At 71.4% G+C, this 18,938-nt stretch carries 14 protein-coding genes; 12 read left to right on the top strand and 2 right to left on the bottom strand.

Translation table 11 applies throughout. From position 1 onward, the window contains the following. Nucleotides 1–291 precede the first annotated feature (291 nt). From gatC to ACZ60E_RS28705, 10 genes are all read left to right on the top strand, one after another. Nucleotides 292–588: an Asp-tRNA(Asn)/Glu-tRNA(Gln) amidotransferase subunit GatC gene (gatC, locus tag ACZ60E_RS28750; RefSeq protein ID WP_015036350.1), complete on the top strand. Its 297-nt coding sequence runs from the start codon at nt 292–294 to the stop codon at nt 586–588. 5 nt (nt 589–593) lie between these two features. Then, nucleotides 594–2,099, top strand: a complete 1,506-nt coding sequence (gene gatA / locus ACZ60E_RS28745) for an Asp-tRNA(Asn)/Glu-tRNA(Gln) amidotransferase subunit GatA (protein ID WP_469444177.1) — start codon at nt 594–596, stop codon at nt 2,097–2,099. A gap of 5 nt (nt 2,100–2,104) precedes the next feature. After that, nucleotides 2,105–2,338 carry a hypothetical protein gene (locus tag ACZ60E_RS28740; RefSeq protein ID WP_210889627.1) on the top strand — a complete coding sequence of 78 codons (234 nt, stop codon included), beginning with the start codon at nt 2,105–2,107 and terminating at the stop codon, nt 2,336–2,338. A 16-nt stretch (nt 2,339–2,354) separates the two neighbouring features. Then, a complete protein-coding gene (gene gatB / locus ACZ60E_RS28735) occupies nt 2,355–3,866 on the top strand; it encodes an Asp-tRNA(Asn)/Glu-tRNA(Gln) amidotransferase subunit GatB (protein ID WP_469444175.1) in 1,512 nt (503 codons plus the stop codon). A gap of 422 nt (nt 3,867–4,288) precedes the next feature. Next, nucleotides 4,289–6,625: an MMPL family transporter gene (locus ACZ60E_RS28730; RefSeq protein WP_453794310.1), complete on the top strand. Its 2,337-nt coding sequence runs from the start codon at nt 4,289–4,291 to the stop codon at nt 6,623–6,625. Continuing rightward, nucleotides 6,603–7,193 (top strand): GNAT family N-acetyltransferase, encoded by a 591-nt coding sequence (locus ACZ60E_RS28725; protein WP_469444173.1) that lies wholly within the window; start codon nt 6,603–6,605, stop codon nt 7,191–7,193. Before ACZ60E_RS28730 ends, ACZ60E_RS28725 begins: the two co-directional genes overlap by 23 nt. A gap of 52 nt (nt 7,194–7,245) precedes the next feature. Beyond that, entirely contained in the window at nt 7,246–7,884 is a 639-nt protein-coding gene (locus ACZ60E_RS28720) for a hypothetical protein (protein WP_469444170.1), read from the top strand. 214 nt (nt 7,885–8,098) lie between these two features. Next, nucleotides 8,099–8,290, top strand: a complete 192-nt coding sequence (locus tag ACZ60E_RS28715) for a hypothetical protein (RefSeq protein WP_384807598.1) — start codon at nt 8,099–8,101, stop codon at nt 8,288–8,290. 182 nt (nt 8,291–8,472) lie between these two features. Beyond that, nucleotides 8,473–11,562 (top strand): helix-turn-helix transcriptional regulator, encoded by a 3,090-nt coding sequence (locus tag ACZ60E_RS28710; RefSeq protein ID WP_469444278.1) that lies wholly within the window; start codon nt 8,473–8,475, stop codon nt 11,560–11,562. Nucleotides 11,563–11,624: 62 nt separating this feature from the next. Continuing rightward, nucleotides 11,625–11,852, top strand: a complete 228-nt coding sequence (locus ACZ60E_RS28705; protein WP_469444276.1) for a DUF6191 domain-containing protein — start codon at nt 11,625–11,627, stop codon at nt 11,850–11,852. Between the two features lie 40 nt (nt 11,853–11,892). Here ACZ60E_RS28705 and ACZ60E_RS28700 read toward each other — a convergent pair whose 3' ends face one another. Then, nucleotides 11,893–13,044 (bottom strand): PQQ-dependent sugar dehydrogenase, encoded by a 1,152-nt coding sequence (locus ACZ60E_RS28700; protein ID WP_469444168.1) that lies wholly within the window; start codon nt 13,042–13,044, stop codon nt 11,893–11,895. Between the two features lie 259 nt (nt 13,045–13,303). Continuing rightward, nucleotides 13,304–14,314 carry an aldo/keto reductase gene (locus ACZ60E_RS28695; protein ID WP_469444166.1) on the bottom strand — a complete coding sequence of 337 codons (1,011 nt, stop codon included), beginning with the start codon at nt 14,312–14,314 and terminating at the stop codon, nt 13,304–13,306. A gap of 75 nt (nt 14,315–14,389) precedes the next feature. Between ACZ60E_RS28695 and ACZ60E_RS28690 the strand changes: the two genes are divergently transcribed. Beyond that, a complete protein-coding gene (locus tag ACZ60E_RS28690) occupies nt 14,390–15,331 on the top strand; it encodes a 2-hydroxyacid dehydrogenase (RefSeq protein WP_469444164.1) in 942 nt (313 codons plus the stop codon). A gap of 232 nt (nt 15,332–15,563) precedes the next feature. Further along, the gene (locus ACZ60E_RS28685; protein WP_469444162.1) at nt 15,564–18,731 is read left to right on the top strand and encodes a putative bifunctional diguanylate cyclase/phosphodiesterase; all 3,168 of its coding nucleotides are present in this window, start codon (nt 15,564–15,566) and stop codon (nt 18,729–18,731) included. Nucleotides 18,732–18,938: the final 207 nt, after the last annotated feature.

The raw sequence follows: 18,938 nt of genomic DNA, 5'->3' as shown, positions 1-18,938 counted from the left end.
GTGGGCCCACCCGTCCGGCACGACGCCTGGCGCGGTCCCGGCCGTCCGTCGCGCGCGGCCCGCACGGCCGGTCCCGGCCGTCCGTCGCGCGCGGCCCGCACGGTTTCGTCCGTCCGGCGTGCGGGCCGCGTGGGGCCGTCCGGCCGGCCCGCGGTCCGTGTCGTCCGCGTGGGGTGTGTTGCCTGTGTGGCGTGGGTGTGAGGTGGGGTGGGGGAAACCGATGTACGGGGATCTGGTCGGGCCCCATAGGATTGGGGCTCACCACACGCACTCACCCCTGAGGATCGCTGCATGCCTGGCATCACGCGCGAGGAGGTCGCCCACCTCGCCCGACTGGCGCGTCTGGAGCTGAAGGGCGAAGAGCTCGACCACTTCGCCGGCCAGCTCGACGACATCATCGGCGCGGTCGCCCGCGTCAGCGAGGTCGCCGACCAAGACGTACCGCCGACCTCCCACCCGCTGCCGCTGACGAACGTCATGCGCGCGGACGAGGTCCGTCCGTCGCTCACCCCCGAGCAGGCGCTCTCCGGCGCCCCGGCCCAGGAGCAGCAGCGTTTCAAGGTGCCGCAGATCCTGGGGGAGGACTAATCACCATGACGGACAGCAACGTCAACATCATCAAGCTCACCGCCGCCGCGATCGCCGCCGCGATCGCCTCCGGTGAACTGACCGCCGTCGAGGTCACCGAGGCGCACCTCGCGCGCATCGGCGCCGTCGACGAGAAGGTGCACGCCTTCCTGCACGTCGACCGGGAAGGGGCGCTCGCCCAGGCCCGCGCGGTCGACGAGAAGCGGGAGAGGGGCGAGAAGCTCGGCCCGCTCGCCGGCGTACCCCTCGCCCTCAAGGACATCTTCACCACCAAGGGCATTCCGACCACCGTCGGGTCCAAGATGCTCGAAGGCTGGATCCCGCCCTACGACGCCACGGTCACCGCGCGGCTCAAGGCGGCCGACGTCGTCATCCTCGGCAAGACCAACATGGACGAGTTCGCCATGGGGTCCTCCACCGAGAACAGCGCGTACGGCCCGACCGGCAACCCGTGGGACCTGTCGCGCATCCCCGGCGGCTCCGGCGGCGGTTCGTCCGCGGCCCTCGCCTCCTACCAGGCGCCCCTCGCGATCGGCACGGACACCGGCGGTTCCATCCGCCAGCCCGCCGCCGTCACCGGCACGGTCGGCGTGAAGCCGACGTACGGCGGGGTGTCCCGGTACGGCATGGTGGCCTTCAGCAGCAGCCTCGACCAGGGCGGGCCCTGCGCCCGTACCGTGCTCGACGCGGCCCTGCTGCACGAGGTGATCGCCGGACACGACCCGATGGACTCGACCTCCATCGACGAGCCGGTCCCGGCCGTCGTCGAGGCCGCCCGCAACGGCAGCGTGGACGGTATGCGCGTCGGCGTCGTCAAGCAGTTCCGCGGCGAGGGCTACCAGGCCGGTGTCGTGCAGCGCTTCGACGAGTCGGTCGCGCTCCTGAAGGAACTGGGCGCCGAGATCGTCGAGCTGGACTGCCCGTCCTTCGACCTGGCCCTGTCGGCGTACTACCTCATCGCCCCGTCCGAGTGTTCGAGCAACCTCGCCCGCTTCGACGGTCTGCGCTACGGCCTGCGCATCGGTGACGACGGCACGCACTCCGCCGAGGAGGTCACCGCCCTCACCCGTGAGGCGGGCTTCGGCGACGAGGTCAAGCGCCGCATCATGCTCGGCACGTACGCCCTCAGCTCCGGCTACTACGACGCGTACTACGGCAGCGCCCAGAAGGTCCGTACGCTCATCACGCGGGACTTCGAGAAGGCGTTCGAGCAGGTCGACGTGATCGTCTCGCCGACGACGCCGACCACCGCCTTCCCGATCGGCGAGCGCGCCGACGACCCGATGGCGATGTACCTCGCGGACCTGTGCACCATCCCGACCAACCTCGCGGGCAACGCCGCGATGTCGCTGCCCTGCGGCCTCGCACCCGAGGACAACCTGCCCGTCGGCCTCCAGATCATCGCGCCGGCCCTCAAGGACGACCGCCTGTACAAGGTGGGAGCCGCCGTAGAGGCCGCGTTCGTGGAACGCTGGGGCCACCCGTTGATCGAGGAGGCTCCGTCGCTGTGACCGCCATGGCCAAGAAGGCAAAGAACTTCAAGAAGTCGAAGACCGGGCTGTACGTGTCGCTCGGCAGCACCGCGTTCGGCGCGATCAGCGTCGCCAAGCAGATCAAGCTGGCCCGCAGTGACGGGGACACGCTGAGGCTGATCGACGCGACCGTATCCGCCGCCGCCATCGTCACCGGCCTCGCCATCCTCTACCGGGAGCTCAAGCGCCTGGGCGACGACGACGTCCTGCTGGGCTGAGAGGGAAAGTTTCACCGTGACTGCCACGACTGACCTGGTGTCGTACGAGGACGCGCTGGCGTCGTACGACCCCGTCATGGGCCTCGAAGTCCATGTCGAACTCGGCACCAAGACCAAGATGTTCTGCGGCTGCTCCACCGAGCTGGGCGCCGAGCCCAACTCGCAGGCCTGCCCGACCTGTCTGGGCATGCCCGGCGCGCTGCCGGTCGTCAACGCGATCGGCGTCGAGTCCGCGATCAAGATCGGCCTCGCGCTGCACTGCGAGATCGCCGAGTGGTGCCGCTTCGCCCGGAAGAACTACTTCTATCCGGACATGCCGAAGAACTTCCAGACCTCCCAGTACGACGAGCCGATCGCTTTCAACGGCTACCTCGACGTCCAGCTGGAGGACGGCGAGATCTTCCGTGTGGAGATCGAGCGCGCCCACATGGAGGAGGACACCGGCAAGTCGCTGCACGTCGGTGGCGCGACGGGCCGTATCCACGGCGCCTCGCACTCGCTGCTCGACTACAACCGCGCCGGCATCCCGCTCATCGAGATCGTCACCAAGCCGATCCAGGGCGCGGGCGAGCGAGCCCCCGAGGTCGCCAAGGCGTACGTCGCCGAGCTGCGCGAACTCATCAAGGCGCTCGGCGTCTCGGAAGCGCGCATGGAGCAGGGCCAGATGCGGTGCGACGTGAACCTGTCGCTGCGCCCGCACGGCCGGGAGAAGTTCGGTACGCGCAGCGAGACGAAGAACGTCAACTCGCTGCGGTCCGTGGAGCGTGCGGCCCGGTTCGAGATCCAGCGGCACGCGGCCGTGCTCAACGACGGCGGCACGATCATCCAGGAGACCCGCCACTTCCACGAGGACACCGGGTCGACGACCTCGGGGCGGGTGAAGGAGGAGGCCGAGGACTACCGGTACTTCCCGGAGCCCGACCTCGTGCCCGTCGCGCCGTCCCGTGCGTGGGTCGAGGAGCTGCGCGCGGGTCTGCCCGAGCAGCCGCTGGCCCGTCGCAACCGGCTGCGCGAGGAGTGGGGCGTCAACGCCCACGACATGCAGTCGATGCTCAACGCCGGTGCCATCGACCTCATCGTCGCCACGATCGCGGCGGGGGCCGACGCGGCTTCCGCGCGCAAGTGGTGGATGGGCGAGCTGGCGCGTGCGGCCAACGAGTCCGGGGTGTCCCTGGACGGGCTGGCCATCACGCCCGAGCAGGTCGCCCGGGTGGCCGCGCTGGTTGGCGAGGGGTCCCTCAACGACAAGCTGGCCCGGCAGGTCATCGACGGGGTCGTCAAGGGGGAGGGCACGCCGGACGAGGTCGTCGAGAAGCGCGGTCTGAAGGTCGTCTCGGACGAGGGTGCGTTGACGGCTGCCGTCGATGACGCCATTGCCGGGAACCCCGGTGTCGCCGACAAGATTCGTGGCGGCAAGGTGGCTGCTGTCGGTGCGCTGGTGGGGGCCGTCATGAAGGCCACGCGGGGGCAGGCTGACGCTGCGCGGGTCAAGGAGCTGATCCTTGAGAAGCTGGGCGTTGAGGGCTAGCCCTGCTTGTCTGTGCGGAGGGGCGTTGCACCTGAGGGTGCGACGCCCTTCGGCGTTCCGCCGTCCGGGGCCCCGCTTTTGGGTGCGTTGACGGGTGCGGGTGTGTGGGGGCGGGCCCAAAAGATTGCGCAGTTCCCCGCGCCCCTAAAAGCGAAAAGACTGCGCCGTTCCCCGCGCGCCTGAAAGCGACAAGATTGCGTCGTTCCCCGCGCCGCTGGATGGGAGTCCCTGGATGGGACGTGCTGAGCCGCGGGGCTACAGAGTTTGTTGGATTGTCGTGTGAACTGGCTCGCACTCCTGTGAGTAAGGCCATGAATGAGTCCAACGATCACTTTCGGCTGCAAGAGTGACAACGCATCGGTCATGCGTTCTTTGCGGGCAGTTCCCGATAAAGATCCACAAATCCCCCAGGGAGCTCGTCCGTGGCAGCCCTCGCACGTTGGTGTGTGCAGCACCGTCTCGTCGCTCTACTGCTCTGGCTCGTCGCCTTCGGTGGGACCGCCACCGCCGCACTCGTCGCCGGTTCCGCGTACTCGAACGACTACCAGGTGCCGGGCACCGAGTCGGGCCGGGCCGCCGAACTGCTCCAGGACAACTTCCCCGGCCTCGGCGGCGACGGCGACACCGTCGTCTGGCACTCCACCCCGGGTACGGTCCGCGCCGCCGACGTCGAACAGACCATGACCCGCACCCTCGACCGGATCGCCGGTCTGCCGGGGGTGGCCGCGGTCGTCAGCCCCTACGGCGGTCCCGGCAGCGACGGTCCCGGCAGTGAGGGGCCCGGTTCCGGGCAGATCAGCGGCGACGGGCGTACCGCCTACGCCACGGTGATCTTCGACGAGCCGGCCGAGAACATCGACCGGGGCGAGGCCTCGGCCGTCGTCGCCGCCGCGAAGGCGGCCGGGACCGACGGACTCCAGGTCGAGCTGGGCGGCCAGGCCGTCGCCCTCACCGAGTCCTCCGGCGGACACCTCGCCGAGATCGTCGGCGTGGCCGTCGCCGCGGTGGTCCTCTTCCTCGCCTTCGGCTCCCTCGCCGCCTCGGCCCTGCCCATCGCCACGGCCCTGGTCAGCGTCGGTACCGCGTACGCGGGCATCGCGCTGCTCGGGCATGTGATGACCGTCGCCGACTTCGCGCCCATGCTCGGTCTGCTGATCGGGCTGGGCGTCGGCATCGACTACGCGCTGTTCATCGTGACCAGGCACCGCCGCGGCCTCAAGCGCGGTCTCCCGGTCGAGGAGGCCGCCCGCAACGCGGTGGCCACCACCGGGCGCGCGGTCGTCTTCGCGGGCGCCACCGTCTGCGTGGCCCTGCTGGGCATGCTCATCCTGCGGCTCGGCTTCCTGAACGGTGTCGCGATCGCCGCCTCGCTCACCGTGGTCCTCACGGTCGCGGCCTCCGTCACCCTGCTGCCCGCGCTGCTCTCCTTCATCGGCATGCGCGCGCTGAGCCGCCGCGAACGCCGCAGGCTGGCCGAGCACGGGCCCGAACCGGAGGTCCCCACCGGGCTCGCCGCCCGCTGGTCCGCCTTCGTCGAACGGCATCCCAAGCTCCTCGGCGCCGCCGCCGTCGCCGTGATGGCGCTGCTCGCGGTGCCGATGTTCTCGCTGCACCTGGGCACCTCCGACCAGGGCAACAATCCGGGAACGGCCACCACGCGACAGGCGTACGACCTGATCTCGGAGGGCTTCGGGCCGGGCATGAACGGGCCGCTGACCCTCGTCACACCCGTCACCGGTGGCCAGGACCGGCTCGCCCTCGACAACCTCGACGCCACGCTCAGGGAGACCGAGGGCGTGCGGGACGTGACCCCGGTGACGTACGACGGCGACGGGGACACCGCCTACCTCGTCGTCGTACCGGAGTCCTCACCGCAGTCGCGGCAGACCAGCGAACTCGTCGAACGGCTCCGTACCGACGTGCTGCCGCGGGCCGGGACCGGCACCACGCTCGATCTCCAGGTCGGCGGCATCACCGCCGGATACGACGACTTCGCGGACGTCATCGTCGGCAAACTGCCCCTCTTCGTGGGCGTGGTGATCGGTCTGGGCTGCCTCCTGCTGCTGTTCGCCTTCCGGTCCGTCGGCATCCCGCTGAAGGCCGCCGCGATGAACGTCGCCGCCGTCGCCGCCTCCTTCGGGGTCGTCGTCGCGATCTTCCAGTGGGGCTGGGGCAGCGAACTGCTGGGCCTCGGCCGGGCGGGCCCGATCGAACCCTTCCTGCCCGTGATCATGGTCTCCGTGCTCTTCGGGCTCTCCATGGACTACCAGGTGTTCCTGGTCGGCCGGATGTACGAGGAGTGGCTGGAGACCGGCGACAACCGCCGGGCCGTCCGGGTGGGCCTCGCGGAGACCGGCCGGGTGATCAACTCCGCCGCCGTGATCATGATCTCGGTCTTCCTGGCCTTCGTGCTCAGCGGCGACCGCGTGATCGCGATGTTCGGCGTCGGCCTGGCCGCCGCCGTCGCCCTCGACGCGTTCGTGCTGCGTACGCTCCTGGTGCCCGCCCTCATGCACCTGCTCGGCGGCGCCAACTGGTGGCTGCCCGGCTGGCTCGACCGGCGCCTGCCGCGGCTCAGTATCGAGCCGCCGGAGATCCGTACCGCCGGTCCGGGCCGTCGTGCGACGATCCCCGGGGCGCGCGGCGACGCGCTCGTGGATGCGGCGGGTGCGGCGGACGCGGTGGACGCACCGGCGGACGTACCCGTGGCGGTACTCGTGAAGGAGCGACAGCAGGATGTACGCGATATCCCTGGGTGACGACGGCAGCGAACTGCGCCCTCTGGAGCCGTGGCACGCGGACGAGTTCCTGGCCCATCTCGACCGCGGACGCGAGTTCGTCCAGCAGTACATCTCCTTCGGGTCGCGCGTCACGGACGCCGACTCCGCGCGCGAGCTGCTCCAGTCGTTCGCCGACAAGAAGGCCGCCGACACGGGCAGCCTGCACGGGGTGTGGCTGGACGGGCAGCTCGTCGGCGGTGTGCTCTTCCGCGTCTTCGACGCCGAGCACGGGGTCTGCGAGGTCGGCTGCTGGCTGGAGCCCGCGGCGGCCGGCCGCGGTCTGATCACCCGCGCGATCCGCGTCCTCATCGACTGGGCGGTCGACGTTCGCGGCATCCACCGCGTGGAGTGGCACGCGGCCGTCGCCAACGTACCCAGCCTCAACGTGGCGCGACGGCTCGGCATGAGCCGCGAGGGCGTCCTGCGTGAGAACTGGCCCCACCGGGGCGTACGGCAGGACACGGAGGTGTGGTCGGTCCTCGCGGGGGAGTGGCGGGCCGCACGCACGGCAGCCGCCGGACAAGGGGATCTGCCGACCCGTGCGTGAGGATCCCGGGATCTTAAAGAAATTCTCAGACAGCGTCCGTACGGTGCGGAGCATGGGAACCAAGACAGAGAACGAGGCCGGAATCGAGACCGGCACCGAGGCACAGCGCGACGACGAGGCCGTGAAGCTCGGAAAAAGTGACGAGAAGGGCACCGACGGTGCCGTCGGCGCGGTCGGAGAGGTCGAGGAGGTCAAGACCTCCGAGCACCCGGACGAGGACGACCTCGCCGATGAGGGCGACGGCGAGCCGGAGCAGGACGAGCAGGTCGTGGCCGCCGCGGGAACCGGTTCCGGTGTGGGCCTGGGCGCCGCCGCGGTCGTCTCCGCCGGACTGGGCATCGTCTCCCTGACCGGCAGCTGGGTCGGCACCATCGCGCAGGCGCGCGACTCGCTGTACGGCCAGCTGGAGACCGCGCAGGGCTCGCCCGTCGCCACCCAGATCAAGCAGGTGTACGCCGACTCCTGGAACGCCAACGCCCTGGTCGCCGGCTTCTTCGCGCTGGCCGCGCTGATCGTCGGTGTCGTGGTGCTGGTGAGGCCCGCGTTCGGCAACCCGGACCGGATTCCCGCGCAGTCCCCGTGGGTCAAGTCCGTCGCCTGGGCGGGTGTCTCGCTCGGCGTCATCGGCCTGCTGCTGGCCGCGCTCAAGTACTCCGACGTCCTCCTCGGCATGCCGACGACCACCGGCTGACCGACCCCGCGTACGCGCACAACCGCACGTCCTGAGGGGCCTTAGTCCCGCCGTGAGCCACTCACGGCGGGACTAAGGCCCCTCGCGCGTCCAAGATGCGGAACTCTCCCGATGTGGCGCACCCCCCTCGGAGACGAAGGTTGAGGCATCGCGAACGAGCGAAGCCGAAACCGACGGTGACCTTCCGCCGGTCACTCTTCCCAAGGGGTACGAGATGTTCGAGTACGAGCTCCAGCAGATCCGTTCCGCGGAGATGATCCGCGCCGCCGACAACTACCGCATGGCCCGCGAGGCCGCCCGCACCCGCCGCGCCGCCCGCCACGAGGCCGCGCGATCCGATCACGACGGCGAGGGGCGGGTGAACGGCCACCGCTCCCGCAGGCCCCGGTTCGCACGCGCCGCATGAACGCCGGGGCACGGCAGGGCGGCCGCACGGGGGTCGGCCGCCCCGCACGCACCACCACCACGGGCCCGTCCGCCGACGCGGACGGGCCCGCGGCCGTGGGCGGGAGCAAGGCTCCGGCGGGCGCGTCCGAGGTCCGGGGCGGGGCGCCGATAACCAGTGACGCCGTGTCCGACCCCTGTGCGATGCTCGGCGCTGTGGAGACCAGGTCCGTCAGTCCGGTCTTCGTCGGTCGGGCCGACGAGCTGGGCGTACTGAACGACGCGCTCGCCCGTGCCGCCGCGGGCGAGCCACAGGCGTTGCTCCTCGGCGGTGAGGCCGGCGTCGGAAAGACGCGGCTCATCGAGGAGTTCGCGACGGCTGCCTGCCGCGAAGGCACCGTCGTGGCCGTCGGCGGCTGCGTCGAGATCGGCGCCGACGGACTCCCCTTCGCCCCCTTCTCCACCGCCCTGCGGGCCCTGCGCCGCCACCTGCCCGACGCACTGGCCGCCGCCGCCGCGGGCCAGGAGGAGGAACTGGCCCGGCTGCTGCCCGAGTTGGGGGAGAGCACCCGCGGGCGGCACGACGAGGACGGCATGGCCCGCCTCTTCGAACTCACCGTCCGCCTCCTGGAACGCGTCGCCGCCGACCGCCCCGTCGTCGTCCTCCTGGAGGACCTGCACTGGGCGGACGCCTCCACCCGCCACCTCCTCGCCTACCTCTTCCGGACCCTGCGCAGCGGCCACCTCCTCGTCGTCGCCACCTACCGCGCCGACGACATCCACCGCCGCCACCCCCTGCGCCCGCTGCTCGCCGAACTCGACCGGCTGCGCACCGTCCGCCGGATCGAGCTGCGCCGCTTCACCCACGCCGAAGTAGCCCGCCAGATCGCCGGAATCCTCGGCTCCGAGCCCGACCCGGTCCAGGTCGATGACATCTTCGCCCGCTCCGACGGCAACGCCTTCTTCGTCGAGGAACTGGCCGTCGCCGCCCTCGACGGCTGCGCCACCGGCCTCACCGACTCCCTGCGCGACCTGCTCCTCGTCCGCGTCGAGAGCCTGCCCGAGAGCTCCCAGCGGGTCGCCAGGATCGTCGCCGAGGGCGGCTCGACCGTGGAGTACCGGCTGCTCGCCGCCGTGGCCCGGCTCTCCGAGGACGACCTCATCGAGGCACTGCGGGCCGCCGTCGGCGCCAACATCCTCCTCGCGACGCCCGACGGCGACGGCTACCGCTTCCGCCACTCCCTCGTACGCGAGGCCGTCGGCGACGACCTGCTCCCCGGCGAGCGCTCCCGCCTCAACCGCCGGTACGCGGAAGTCCTGGAGGCCGACCCCTCACTCGTACCGGCAGGCGAGCGCGCCGCCCGGCTGGCCAGCCACTGGTACCACGCGCACGACGCCGCCAAGGCCCTGCCCGCCGTCCTCGACGCCTCCGTCGCGGCCCGCCGCCGGCACGCCTACTCGGAGCAGGTACGCCTCCTGGAACGGGCGATGGAACTGTGGGACACCGCCCCCGAGCCCGTACGCGCCGCCCTGCGCACCGCCGACTACAGCGAGGCCTATCCGCCCGCACTGCCCGAAGTGCGCGGCGGGAGCGCCGACGGCCGCGATCCGGCCACCACCCCGCTGCACTACCTCGACCTCATGGCCGAGGCCGCCGTGGCGGGCCGGTTCTGCGGGGAACGCAAACGCGCGCTGAAGATAACCAAACGGGCCCTGCACCTCCTGGCGGACGAGCAGGACCCCCTGCGCGCCGCCTGGTTCTGGATCCAGCGCTCCCGCCTCGTCGAGGGACAGGGCCTCGGCGACGGCTGGCAGGAACTCGGCACCGCGCAGGACCTCGTCCGGGGACTGCCGCCCTCCGAGGTGCACGCCGACGTCCTCGCCCACGTCGCCAACTGGCTGATGGTGCACCGGCCCGGCCCGGACGCGCTCCAGGCCGCCGAACGCGCCGTGCAGTACGCCCGCATGGTCGGAGCCCGCGACATCGAGCTGAACGCCCGCCTCACCCTGGGCGGCCTCCTCGTCGAGTCCGGCGACATCGGCGCCGGCCTCGCCGAGGTGCACGACGTCAAGGAACGGGCCACGGAACTCGGCGCCGCCTACGTGATGGGCCGCGCCCATGTGAACCTGCCCTCCCACCTGGAGGGCGTCGGCCGCTCCCAGGAAGCCGTCGGCATCCTGGAGGAAGGCGTCCGGCTCACCCGCAGATACGGCCTCCTGGACACCGAGGCCTGGGTCTGGGGCAACCTCGGCGAGTCCCTCTTCTCGCTGGGCCGCTGGCCCGAGGCCGCCGAAGCCGGATACAACTCCGAGCGGGTCGGCCAGAGCGCCAAACCCCGGGGCTTTCGCACCATGCTCCACGCCCGCCTCGAACTGGCCCGGGGCGACCTGCCCACCGCACGCGCCCGACTGGCCGAGGCCCGCGGCCACTTCGGCACCCACGACGCCGTGCCCCAGAACGCGCTGCCCCTGACCACCCTCGCCATCGGCATCGCCGCCGGCGAGGGCCGCCTCCTCGACGCCCGCACCGAACTGGACGGGGCACTGGGCCTCGGCTTCCCGCCGGGCACCCAGCGCTACGGCTGGCCCCTGCTGCTCGCCGCGGCGACCGCGGAGGCCGACGCCCGCGGACTGCCCGCCGCCGGACCGGGCCGCGCCGAACTCGTCGAGCGCCTGCGCACGACCGCCAAGTCCCTCGCCACGAACGTCCCCGTGTGGCAGGCGTACGAGCGCTGGGTGCGCGTCGAACTGCTGCGTGCCGAGAGCCGGGACACCCCGGACGACTGGTCCGAGGCCGTCGCGGCCTTCGAACCGCTGGAGCGCCCGTACGACCTGGCCCGCGTCCGCTACCGGCTCGCGGAGGCCCTGCTGGGCTCCGGCGGTACCGAGGAGGAGCGGGGCCGCGCCACCGAACTGCTGCGGCTGGCCCGGGCCGTCGCCGACCACCTCGGCGCACGGCCGCTCACCGACGCCGTCGCCCTGCTCGCCCAGCGTGCCCGCCTCACCCTCGCCCGCCCGGCCGGGCGGACCACCCTGGCTCCCGCCGACCCGGTGGAGGCGCTGGGCCTCACCAGCCGCGAGCGTGACGTCCTGCGACTGGTCGCCGTCGGCCGCACCAACCGCCAGATCGCCGAGGAGCTCTTCATCTCCCCGAAGACGGCCAGCGTCCACGTCTCGAACATCCTGTCCAAGCTCGGCGTCTCCGGTCGCGGAGAGGCAGCGGCCGTCGCGCACCGGATGCGGCTGTTCCCGCCGGAGACGGCCGCCGCCCGCCCGACCGGACGAGCCGGATGACTTCCACGAGGTGAGGTTTACGCTGTAAGAGACGCCGGGCCGAGGGAGCCGCTGTGTTCAACATGATCGAGAACCTGTTCGCACCGGGCCGCAAGCACACCGAGGACGAGAACAAGCGGCTGGAACTGACCCGCGTGGATCTGAACGACGGCGACCCCGGACGGGGCCCCATAGATCTGACCTCGGGCAAGGTGGTCGTACGCCCGCCGACGCAGCCCACGGGGGAGCGGGACGGGCCGGACGGGGAGCACGAGCCGCAGGAGCGGGACGACCCGGAAACTCCCGCCTAGACATCTCGCTTCACCCCACCTCACCTGATCTCGCCTCGTCTCACTTCACCTGCAGCTCCAGGATCCGGTCGTCCCCGCTGCCCGGGGTGCCCCTGCCGTCCGTCTCGCTCGTGACCAGCCACAGCTTGTCGCCGCCCGCCGACACCACCGTGCGCAGCCGGCCGTACTTGCCCTCCAGGAAGGCCTGGGGCTTCGCCGACTCCTCCGTGCCCCTGAGCGGGATGCGCCACAGCCGCTTGCCGCGCAGGCCCGCCATCCAGACGGAGCCCTCCGCGTAGGCGATACCGCTGGGAGAGGCCTCGTCGGTGCTCCACTGGTCGATCGGGCTCTCGTACCGGGAGTCGTCGGACTTGCCCTCCACGTCCGGCCAGCCGTAGTTGCCGCCCGGCTTGATGTGGTTCAGCTCGTCCCAGGTGTCCTGGCCGAACTCCGAGGCGAACAGCCGCTGTTTGGAGTCCCAGGCCAGGCCCTGCACATTGCGGTGCCCGTACGAGTAGACGGGCGAGTCGAAGGGGTTGCCCGGTGCCGGCTCGCCCTCCGGGGTCAGGCGGAGGATCTTGCCGCCCGTCGACTTCTTGTCCTGGGCCAGCTCGGTGACATAGGTCTCACCCGTGCCCACGTACAGCATCTTGTCCGGGCCGAAGGCGATCCGGCCGCCGTTGTGGTTCGTGCCCTTGGGGATGCCCCGGAACACCGTGTCGGGGGCGCCCAGCCGCTCACCGGCCGGCCTCTTCGCGTCGTACTGCATGCGCACGATGCGGTTGTCCGAGTCCGAGGTGAAGTACGCGTAGACCATGTGGTCCGACGCGTACGTCGGGGACAGGGCGAGGCCCATCAGGCCGCCCTCGCCGCCGGGGGCGACCCCGGGCACCGAGCCCACCTCGGTCTTCTTGCCGGTCTTCTCGTCGACCAGGGTGATCGTCCCCTCGTCGCGCGAGGACACCAGGAGGCCGCCCTCGGGCAGGGGCGCCAGGCCCCAGGGTGTCTTGAGGCCCTCGGTGACGGTCCGCAGGACCTTCACGGAGCCCTTGGCGGGCGATGCCTCCTCGGCGGCCCGCTCGGAGGCCGGGGGCGAGGTGCCGGGCTTCGGAGAGACCCAGGGCGTGCTCCCGCCGCCGTCCGCACTCCCCCCGTCGTCCGAGGAGCATCCGGCCGTCAGCAGGAGCGTGGCTGCGGCCAACACGGCCGTCACAGCTCGACGTTGCACGATGCAGGATCCCTTCGACGTGGCAGGTTCTACTTTTCATACACCGCCCGGGCCTCCCGGGTTCCCGATCACGGACACCGAATAACCGGACCCCCGCCCGAACCGGTCGATTCGGCCCCGGGACCAGGGCTCGGTCCGCGTGTCCCGGCCCAGCCACAAGACCCCGGCCCAGCCACAAGATCCCGGCTCAGCCGCAAGACCCCGGCTCGGGCCCCCGTATCCCGCTCGCCCCCCCGAATCCCGTTCAGTCCCAGGACCCCAGCGCCGCGGGCAGTTGCGCCACCTCGGCGAGATCCTCCGCCGTCAGCCGCAGCCCGGCAGCCGCCGCGTTCTCCGCGGCCCAGCACTCCCGCTTGGTCCCGGGCACCGGAACCACCTGCTCCCCGCGCGACAGCACCCACGCGAGAGCCACCTGCGCGGGAGTGACGTCCGCGCCCGACGCGGCCGAGTGGCGGGCGGCGATGCGGCGCAGCCCGACGACGATCGGCTGGTTCGAGGCCATCATCTCGGCGGTGAACCGGGGATGCCTGGCCCGCAGGTCGTCGGGCTCGAACCCCTCGCCGGGAGTGAGGGTCCCGGTCAGGAAGCCGTTGCCGAGCGGCATCGCGGCCAGGAAACCGACCCCGCGCGCCTCGCACCACGGCAGCAGGGCCTCCAGCGCCTCCGGCGACCACACCGACAGCTCGGCCTCCACCGCGCTCACCGGGAAGACCTGCTGCACCCGCTCCAGCTTCCGTATCGTCCCGTCGTGCAGCCGCGCACCCGGCCCGCGGCCGGCCCGGGCGCCCACCGCGCACAGCCCCAGAGCCCGCACCTTCCCGGCCGAGACGAGCTCCGCCATCGCGCCCCAGGTCTCCTCGACCGGCACCTCCGGGTCCTCGCGGTGCAGTTGGTAGAGATCTATGACATCCGTCTGCAATCGCCGCAGCGAGGCGTCGCACGCCCGCTTCACATAGCCGGGGCGGCCGTTGGCCACGATGTGCTGCTCACCCACCAGCAGGCCGACCTTGGTCGACACGAAGGCCTCCGCACGACGTCCCTTCAGCGCGCGGCCCACCAGCAGCTCATTGGTGAACGGCCCGTACATGTCGGCGGTGTCCAGGAGCGTGACGCCCCGGTCGAGAGCCGCGTGCACGGTCCGCAGCGATTCGGCACCCCGCTGCCGCGAACCCGCGTACGCCCAGCTCATCGGCATGCACCCGAGACCGACAGCCCCCACTTCGAGCGCCGCCGCCCCGATCGTCCTGCGCTCCACCTGGCCGTGCCCTCCCTCTACTGGCACCCCAAACTAACCTCTGCGTCCACGGGTGCTTCGCATAGCCTCCTGACCATGACGTACGAAGTGTGGCTCCCGTTTCAGCCCGACGAACTCGACGGCCTTCCCAAGGGACTCGACTATCGCTACTGGAACGGTGAGGAGGACTTTCCCGCGGACCCCGCCGACTGCGCCTTCTACGTCGTGCCCTACATGAAGGGCGGCGACGTCTCCGTGCGGCCCCTGGCCGGCATGACCTCCGTACAGGTCGTGCAGACCCTGTCGGCCGGCATCGACCATGTGCAGCCGGGCCTTGAACTGCTGCCCGGGGGAGTGCGGTTGTGCAACGCGCGCGGTGTGCACGACGCGAGCACCGCCGAACTCACCCTCACCCTGATCCTCGCCTCGCTGCGCGGCATCCCAGACTTCGTCCGCGGGCAGGACAGCGAGAAATGGCGGTCCGGGTTCCGTCCCGCGCTCGCGGACAAGAGCGTTCTCATCGTCGGCTACGGAGCGGTGGGTTCGGCCATCGAGGACCGGCTCGCGCCGTTCGAGCTCGCGCGGGTGGCGCGCGTCGCGCGCTCCGCACGTGAGACCGCGCGCGGCCCCGTGCATCCGATTTCCGCCCTGCGGGAGCTCCTGCCGGAAGCCGATGTGGTGGTGCTCATCACGCCGCTCACCGAGCAGACGAAAGGCCTGGCCGGAGCCGATTTCCTGGCCCGCATGAAGGACGGGGCGCTCCTCGTGAACGTGGGCCGCGGCGGTGTCGTCGACACCGGGGCGCTCCTCGCCGAGCTGGAGAACGGCCGGCTCCGGGCGGCCCTGGACGTCACCGACCCCGAACCGCTGCCGCCGGGGCACCCTCTGTGGCACGCCCCGAACGTACTCATCAGCCCCCATGTGGGCGGCCCCACCTCCGCGTTCCTCCCACGGGCCCGGCGGCTCCTCCTGGACCAGTTGAACCGCTTCGTGAACCGGGAGCCACTGCGGAACGTGGTCCTTACGACGGGCTCGTAGTCCTCCCCTCTCCCGTCCGGGCGCGCACGGCGGGCACCCATGGGTACCCTCCGCATTCCATCGAACGCGCGCCGTGTCCATTTCCTCTCCGGCCGTCACGGAGCGTAGAGGAACTATGTCCCTGAGTGACGAGACTGGTGTATCGTCCCGACAGGGGCTGCGCCGCGCACCATCCGGCGCCGGGGACTGAGAGACAGCAACAGCGAGGGGGGCGACGGGCGATGCACGGCCTATGGACCAACGATCCGACGCGACGGGGTCGCCGACGGCGACCCTGGTGTCCACCCGCGCGCAGATGCGGCCACAGCGGCCATCACCACCGCCGGCCAAGTGGGCGCAGGCGTCACGCCCATCCGGCGCACCGGGACCAGAGGGACTCGGGGGCGGCTCGGCCCGGAGAGACACAGTGAGCTCCCCGGGGGCGGTGCTCGCCCGCGGTCAGGTCGCCGGGGGTGCGACGGGCCTGGTCCCGCAACTCGTGCTCGCCCTGATGTGCGCGGGATACGCCGTCGGTTCCGCGCTCGGCTGGGGCTCACCACGACTCGCCCTGATCATGGGCGACTTCGGGCTGAGCGCGGCGGCCGCCACCGCGGCCGTCTCCTGCTTCCTCTGCGCCCGTACCCGGCGCAGCCGCTTTCGACCCGCATGGCTGCTCTTCTCGCTCTCCTCCGCGATGGCGGCGGTGGGCAACCTCGTCTGGGGCTGGTACGAGGTCGTCCTGGAGAGCCCGGTGCCCAGCCCCAGCTGGGCCGACCTGTTCTTCCTGTGCTTCGCCCCACCGGCCATCGTGGGACTGCTCGTCCTCGCCAAACGGCCGGTGAGCAAGGCCGGTTGGGTCTGTCTGGGCCTCGACGCCTGGCTGATCGGCGGCTCGCTGCTGACGCTCTCCTGGAGTCTCGCGCTCGCCCAGGCGGCCAAGGCGGAGGAGCCGAGCGTTCCGCACACCGCGCTGTCGCTCGCGTATCCGCTGCTCGACATCGCTCTCGTGAGCATGGTGCTCGCACTGCACTTCAGGCGGTCGGCGGTGAACCGCTCCGCGGTGAACACCGCGATCGGGGCGCTGGCGCTGACGGTCATGTGCGACGCCCTGTTCACCTCGCCGCTGCTCCACAACGACTACCGCTCCGGGCAGTTGCTCGACGCGGGCTGGTTCGCCGGCTCACTGCTGCTCGCCTACGCCCCCTGGGTGGGGCAGGGGCACGGACACACGGAAGAAGAGGGGCACACGCGCGTGGTGTACGGCCATGTGCCCGGGCCCCGGCAGGGACAACCGGCACACGTGCCCCTCCAGGAGGGAGGTCACAGCCGGTATCCCCTCAGTCGGCCCATCAGCAGTTCGCTGGCGGCGCTCACTCCCTACCTGGCCGCCGCCGTCTGCACGCTGGGGATTCTCTACAACGTGCTCAACGGCCGCAGCGTCGACCGCGTGGTGCTCGTCACCGGGGGCACGGTCGTGCTCGCCCTCGTCGTGCGCCAGGGCATCATGCTCGTCGACAACATCACCCTCACCCACGAACTGGCCCAGAAGGAGAACCACTTCCGCTCCCTGGTGCAGGGCTCCAGCGACGTCATCATGATCGCCGCTCCGAACGGCATCCTGCGGTACGTCAGCCCGGCCGCGGCCGGGGTCTACGGACGGCCCGCGGAAGAGCTGGTCGGGTCCGAACTCGCCACGCTGATCCACCCGGAGGACCTGGGCTGCGTGGTGCACGAGGTGCGCCGCTTCCTCGCCGCGAGCCCCGCGGAGGAACCCACCACCCGTATCGAGTGCCGCTTCCGGTCCGGCGGCGGGGGCACCTCCCGGCCGGGCGGAGCCGAGAGCGGGGGAGGCTGGCTCAACGTCGAGTCGACCGTCAACCGCCACCACGGCGGCCTCATCTTCAACAGCCGTGACGTGACCGAACGGGTCCGCCTGCAGGCCCAGTTGCAGCACAACGCCGAACACGACCCGCTCACCGACCTGCCCAACCGCGCCCTGTTCACCCAGCGCGTCGGACAGGCGCTCTCCGGCCGCCGCTCCTCCGACCACGGCACCGCCGTGCTCTTCATCGACCTCGACGGCTTCAAGGCGGTCAACGACACCATCGGCCACCAGGCCGGCGACGAACTCCTCGTGCAGGCCGCCCGCAGGCTCCAGGACGCGGTCCGCAAGGGGGACACCGCCTCCCGGCTCGGCGGCGACGAGTTCGCGGCCCTGATCGTCGGTGACGGCTCCCGCGACCGCACCGCGCGCGAGCGCCACATCTTCGAACTCGCCGACCGGCTGCGTACGACCCTGTCGCAGCCGTACCTCATCGACGGCAACGATGTCCGGGTCGCCGCCTCCATCGGGGTGTCCTTCTCCGAGCCGGGCCTGGGCGCCGGCGAACTGCTGCGCAACGCCGACCTGGCGATGTACCGCGCGAAGGCGGCGGGCAAGGGCCGCGTCGAGCTGTACGTGCCACAGATGCAGCAGGACGTCGTCCGCAAGGCGGAGCTGGCCACCAGGCTGCGCGCCGCCCTGCACGACGGCGAGTTCGCCCTGCTGCACCAGCCCGTGGTCTGCCTGGACACCGGCCGGATCACCGCGGTGGCCGCGCAGGCGCGCTGGCGCTCGGCCCAGGGCGTGCTGTTCACGCCCGCCGAGTTCCTGCGTGTCGCCGAGGACAGCGACCGCACCGCCGAGCTCGGCCGCTGGATGCTGGAGGAGGCGGTCGAACAGGCCGCCGAGCGCGCCGCCACCGGGCTCGCCGTGCCCGTCGCCGTCCGCATGACCGCCCGCAGACTCCTCGACCGCTCCATGCCGCTGAGTTCCGTGGAGGCCCTCCTCACCCGCCACGGACTGCCCTCGGGCGCCCTGATCGTGGAACTGGCCGAGACGGACCCCAAGGTCTCCCTGGACGAGCTGGAGCGCCGCCTGAAGACGCTCAGGCGGCTCGGCGTGCGGATCGCCCTGGAAGGCTTCGGCAGCGGCTACGCCACGATCACCGCGCTGCGCCGGCTCCCCGTCGACGTACTGAAGCTGGACCGCGGTCTGGTCGAGGGCGTCGTCGAGTCCGCCCGGCTGCACAAGATCACCAGCGGACTGCTGCGGATCGCCAACGACCTGGGGCTGCAGTCCGTGGCCGACGGCGTCGATCTGCCCGAGCAGGTCATCGCCCTGCGCTCGATGGGCTGCACCCATGGACAGGGCGTGGCCTTCTCCGGACCGCTGGACGAGTACCGAATGCGCCGAGCACTCGCCGGGGGCGTCTACGCCGTGCCCCACGGCCCCGTCGAACCCGTCTTCGCGGGAGGTGGTGGAAGTAGCGTCTTCGCAGGTGGGGGCGCAAGTGCGTATGCGGCGGGAGCCGCCTCGGGAGGGTATGGAACCGGTCTCGCGCTGCGCTCACATAATGAGACTCCCGTCCCACCCACTTGACACGCACAGCGCGCCGGGGGGAGGGTCTGTGCCATGCGCACCCGAATTCTCGTACTTGGAAAGCGCGTCGGCTGAGCTGGGAAGCACCGGATCGATGACCCGGAAGTCCCCGCTACCGCACCCGACGCGCTCCCCTCGCCTGCCTCACGGCACGAGGGGTTTTTTGTTGCACCAGTGACTGTCGATCAGTAAGCGCACACCGCTCAA

The organism is Streptomyces sp. NPDC102514, assembly GCF_055584525.1.
Note: the sequence above shows the minus strand (reverse complement) of the source record. Positions and strands in the feature narration are given on the sequence as shown.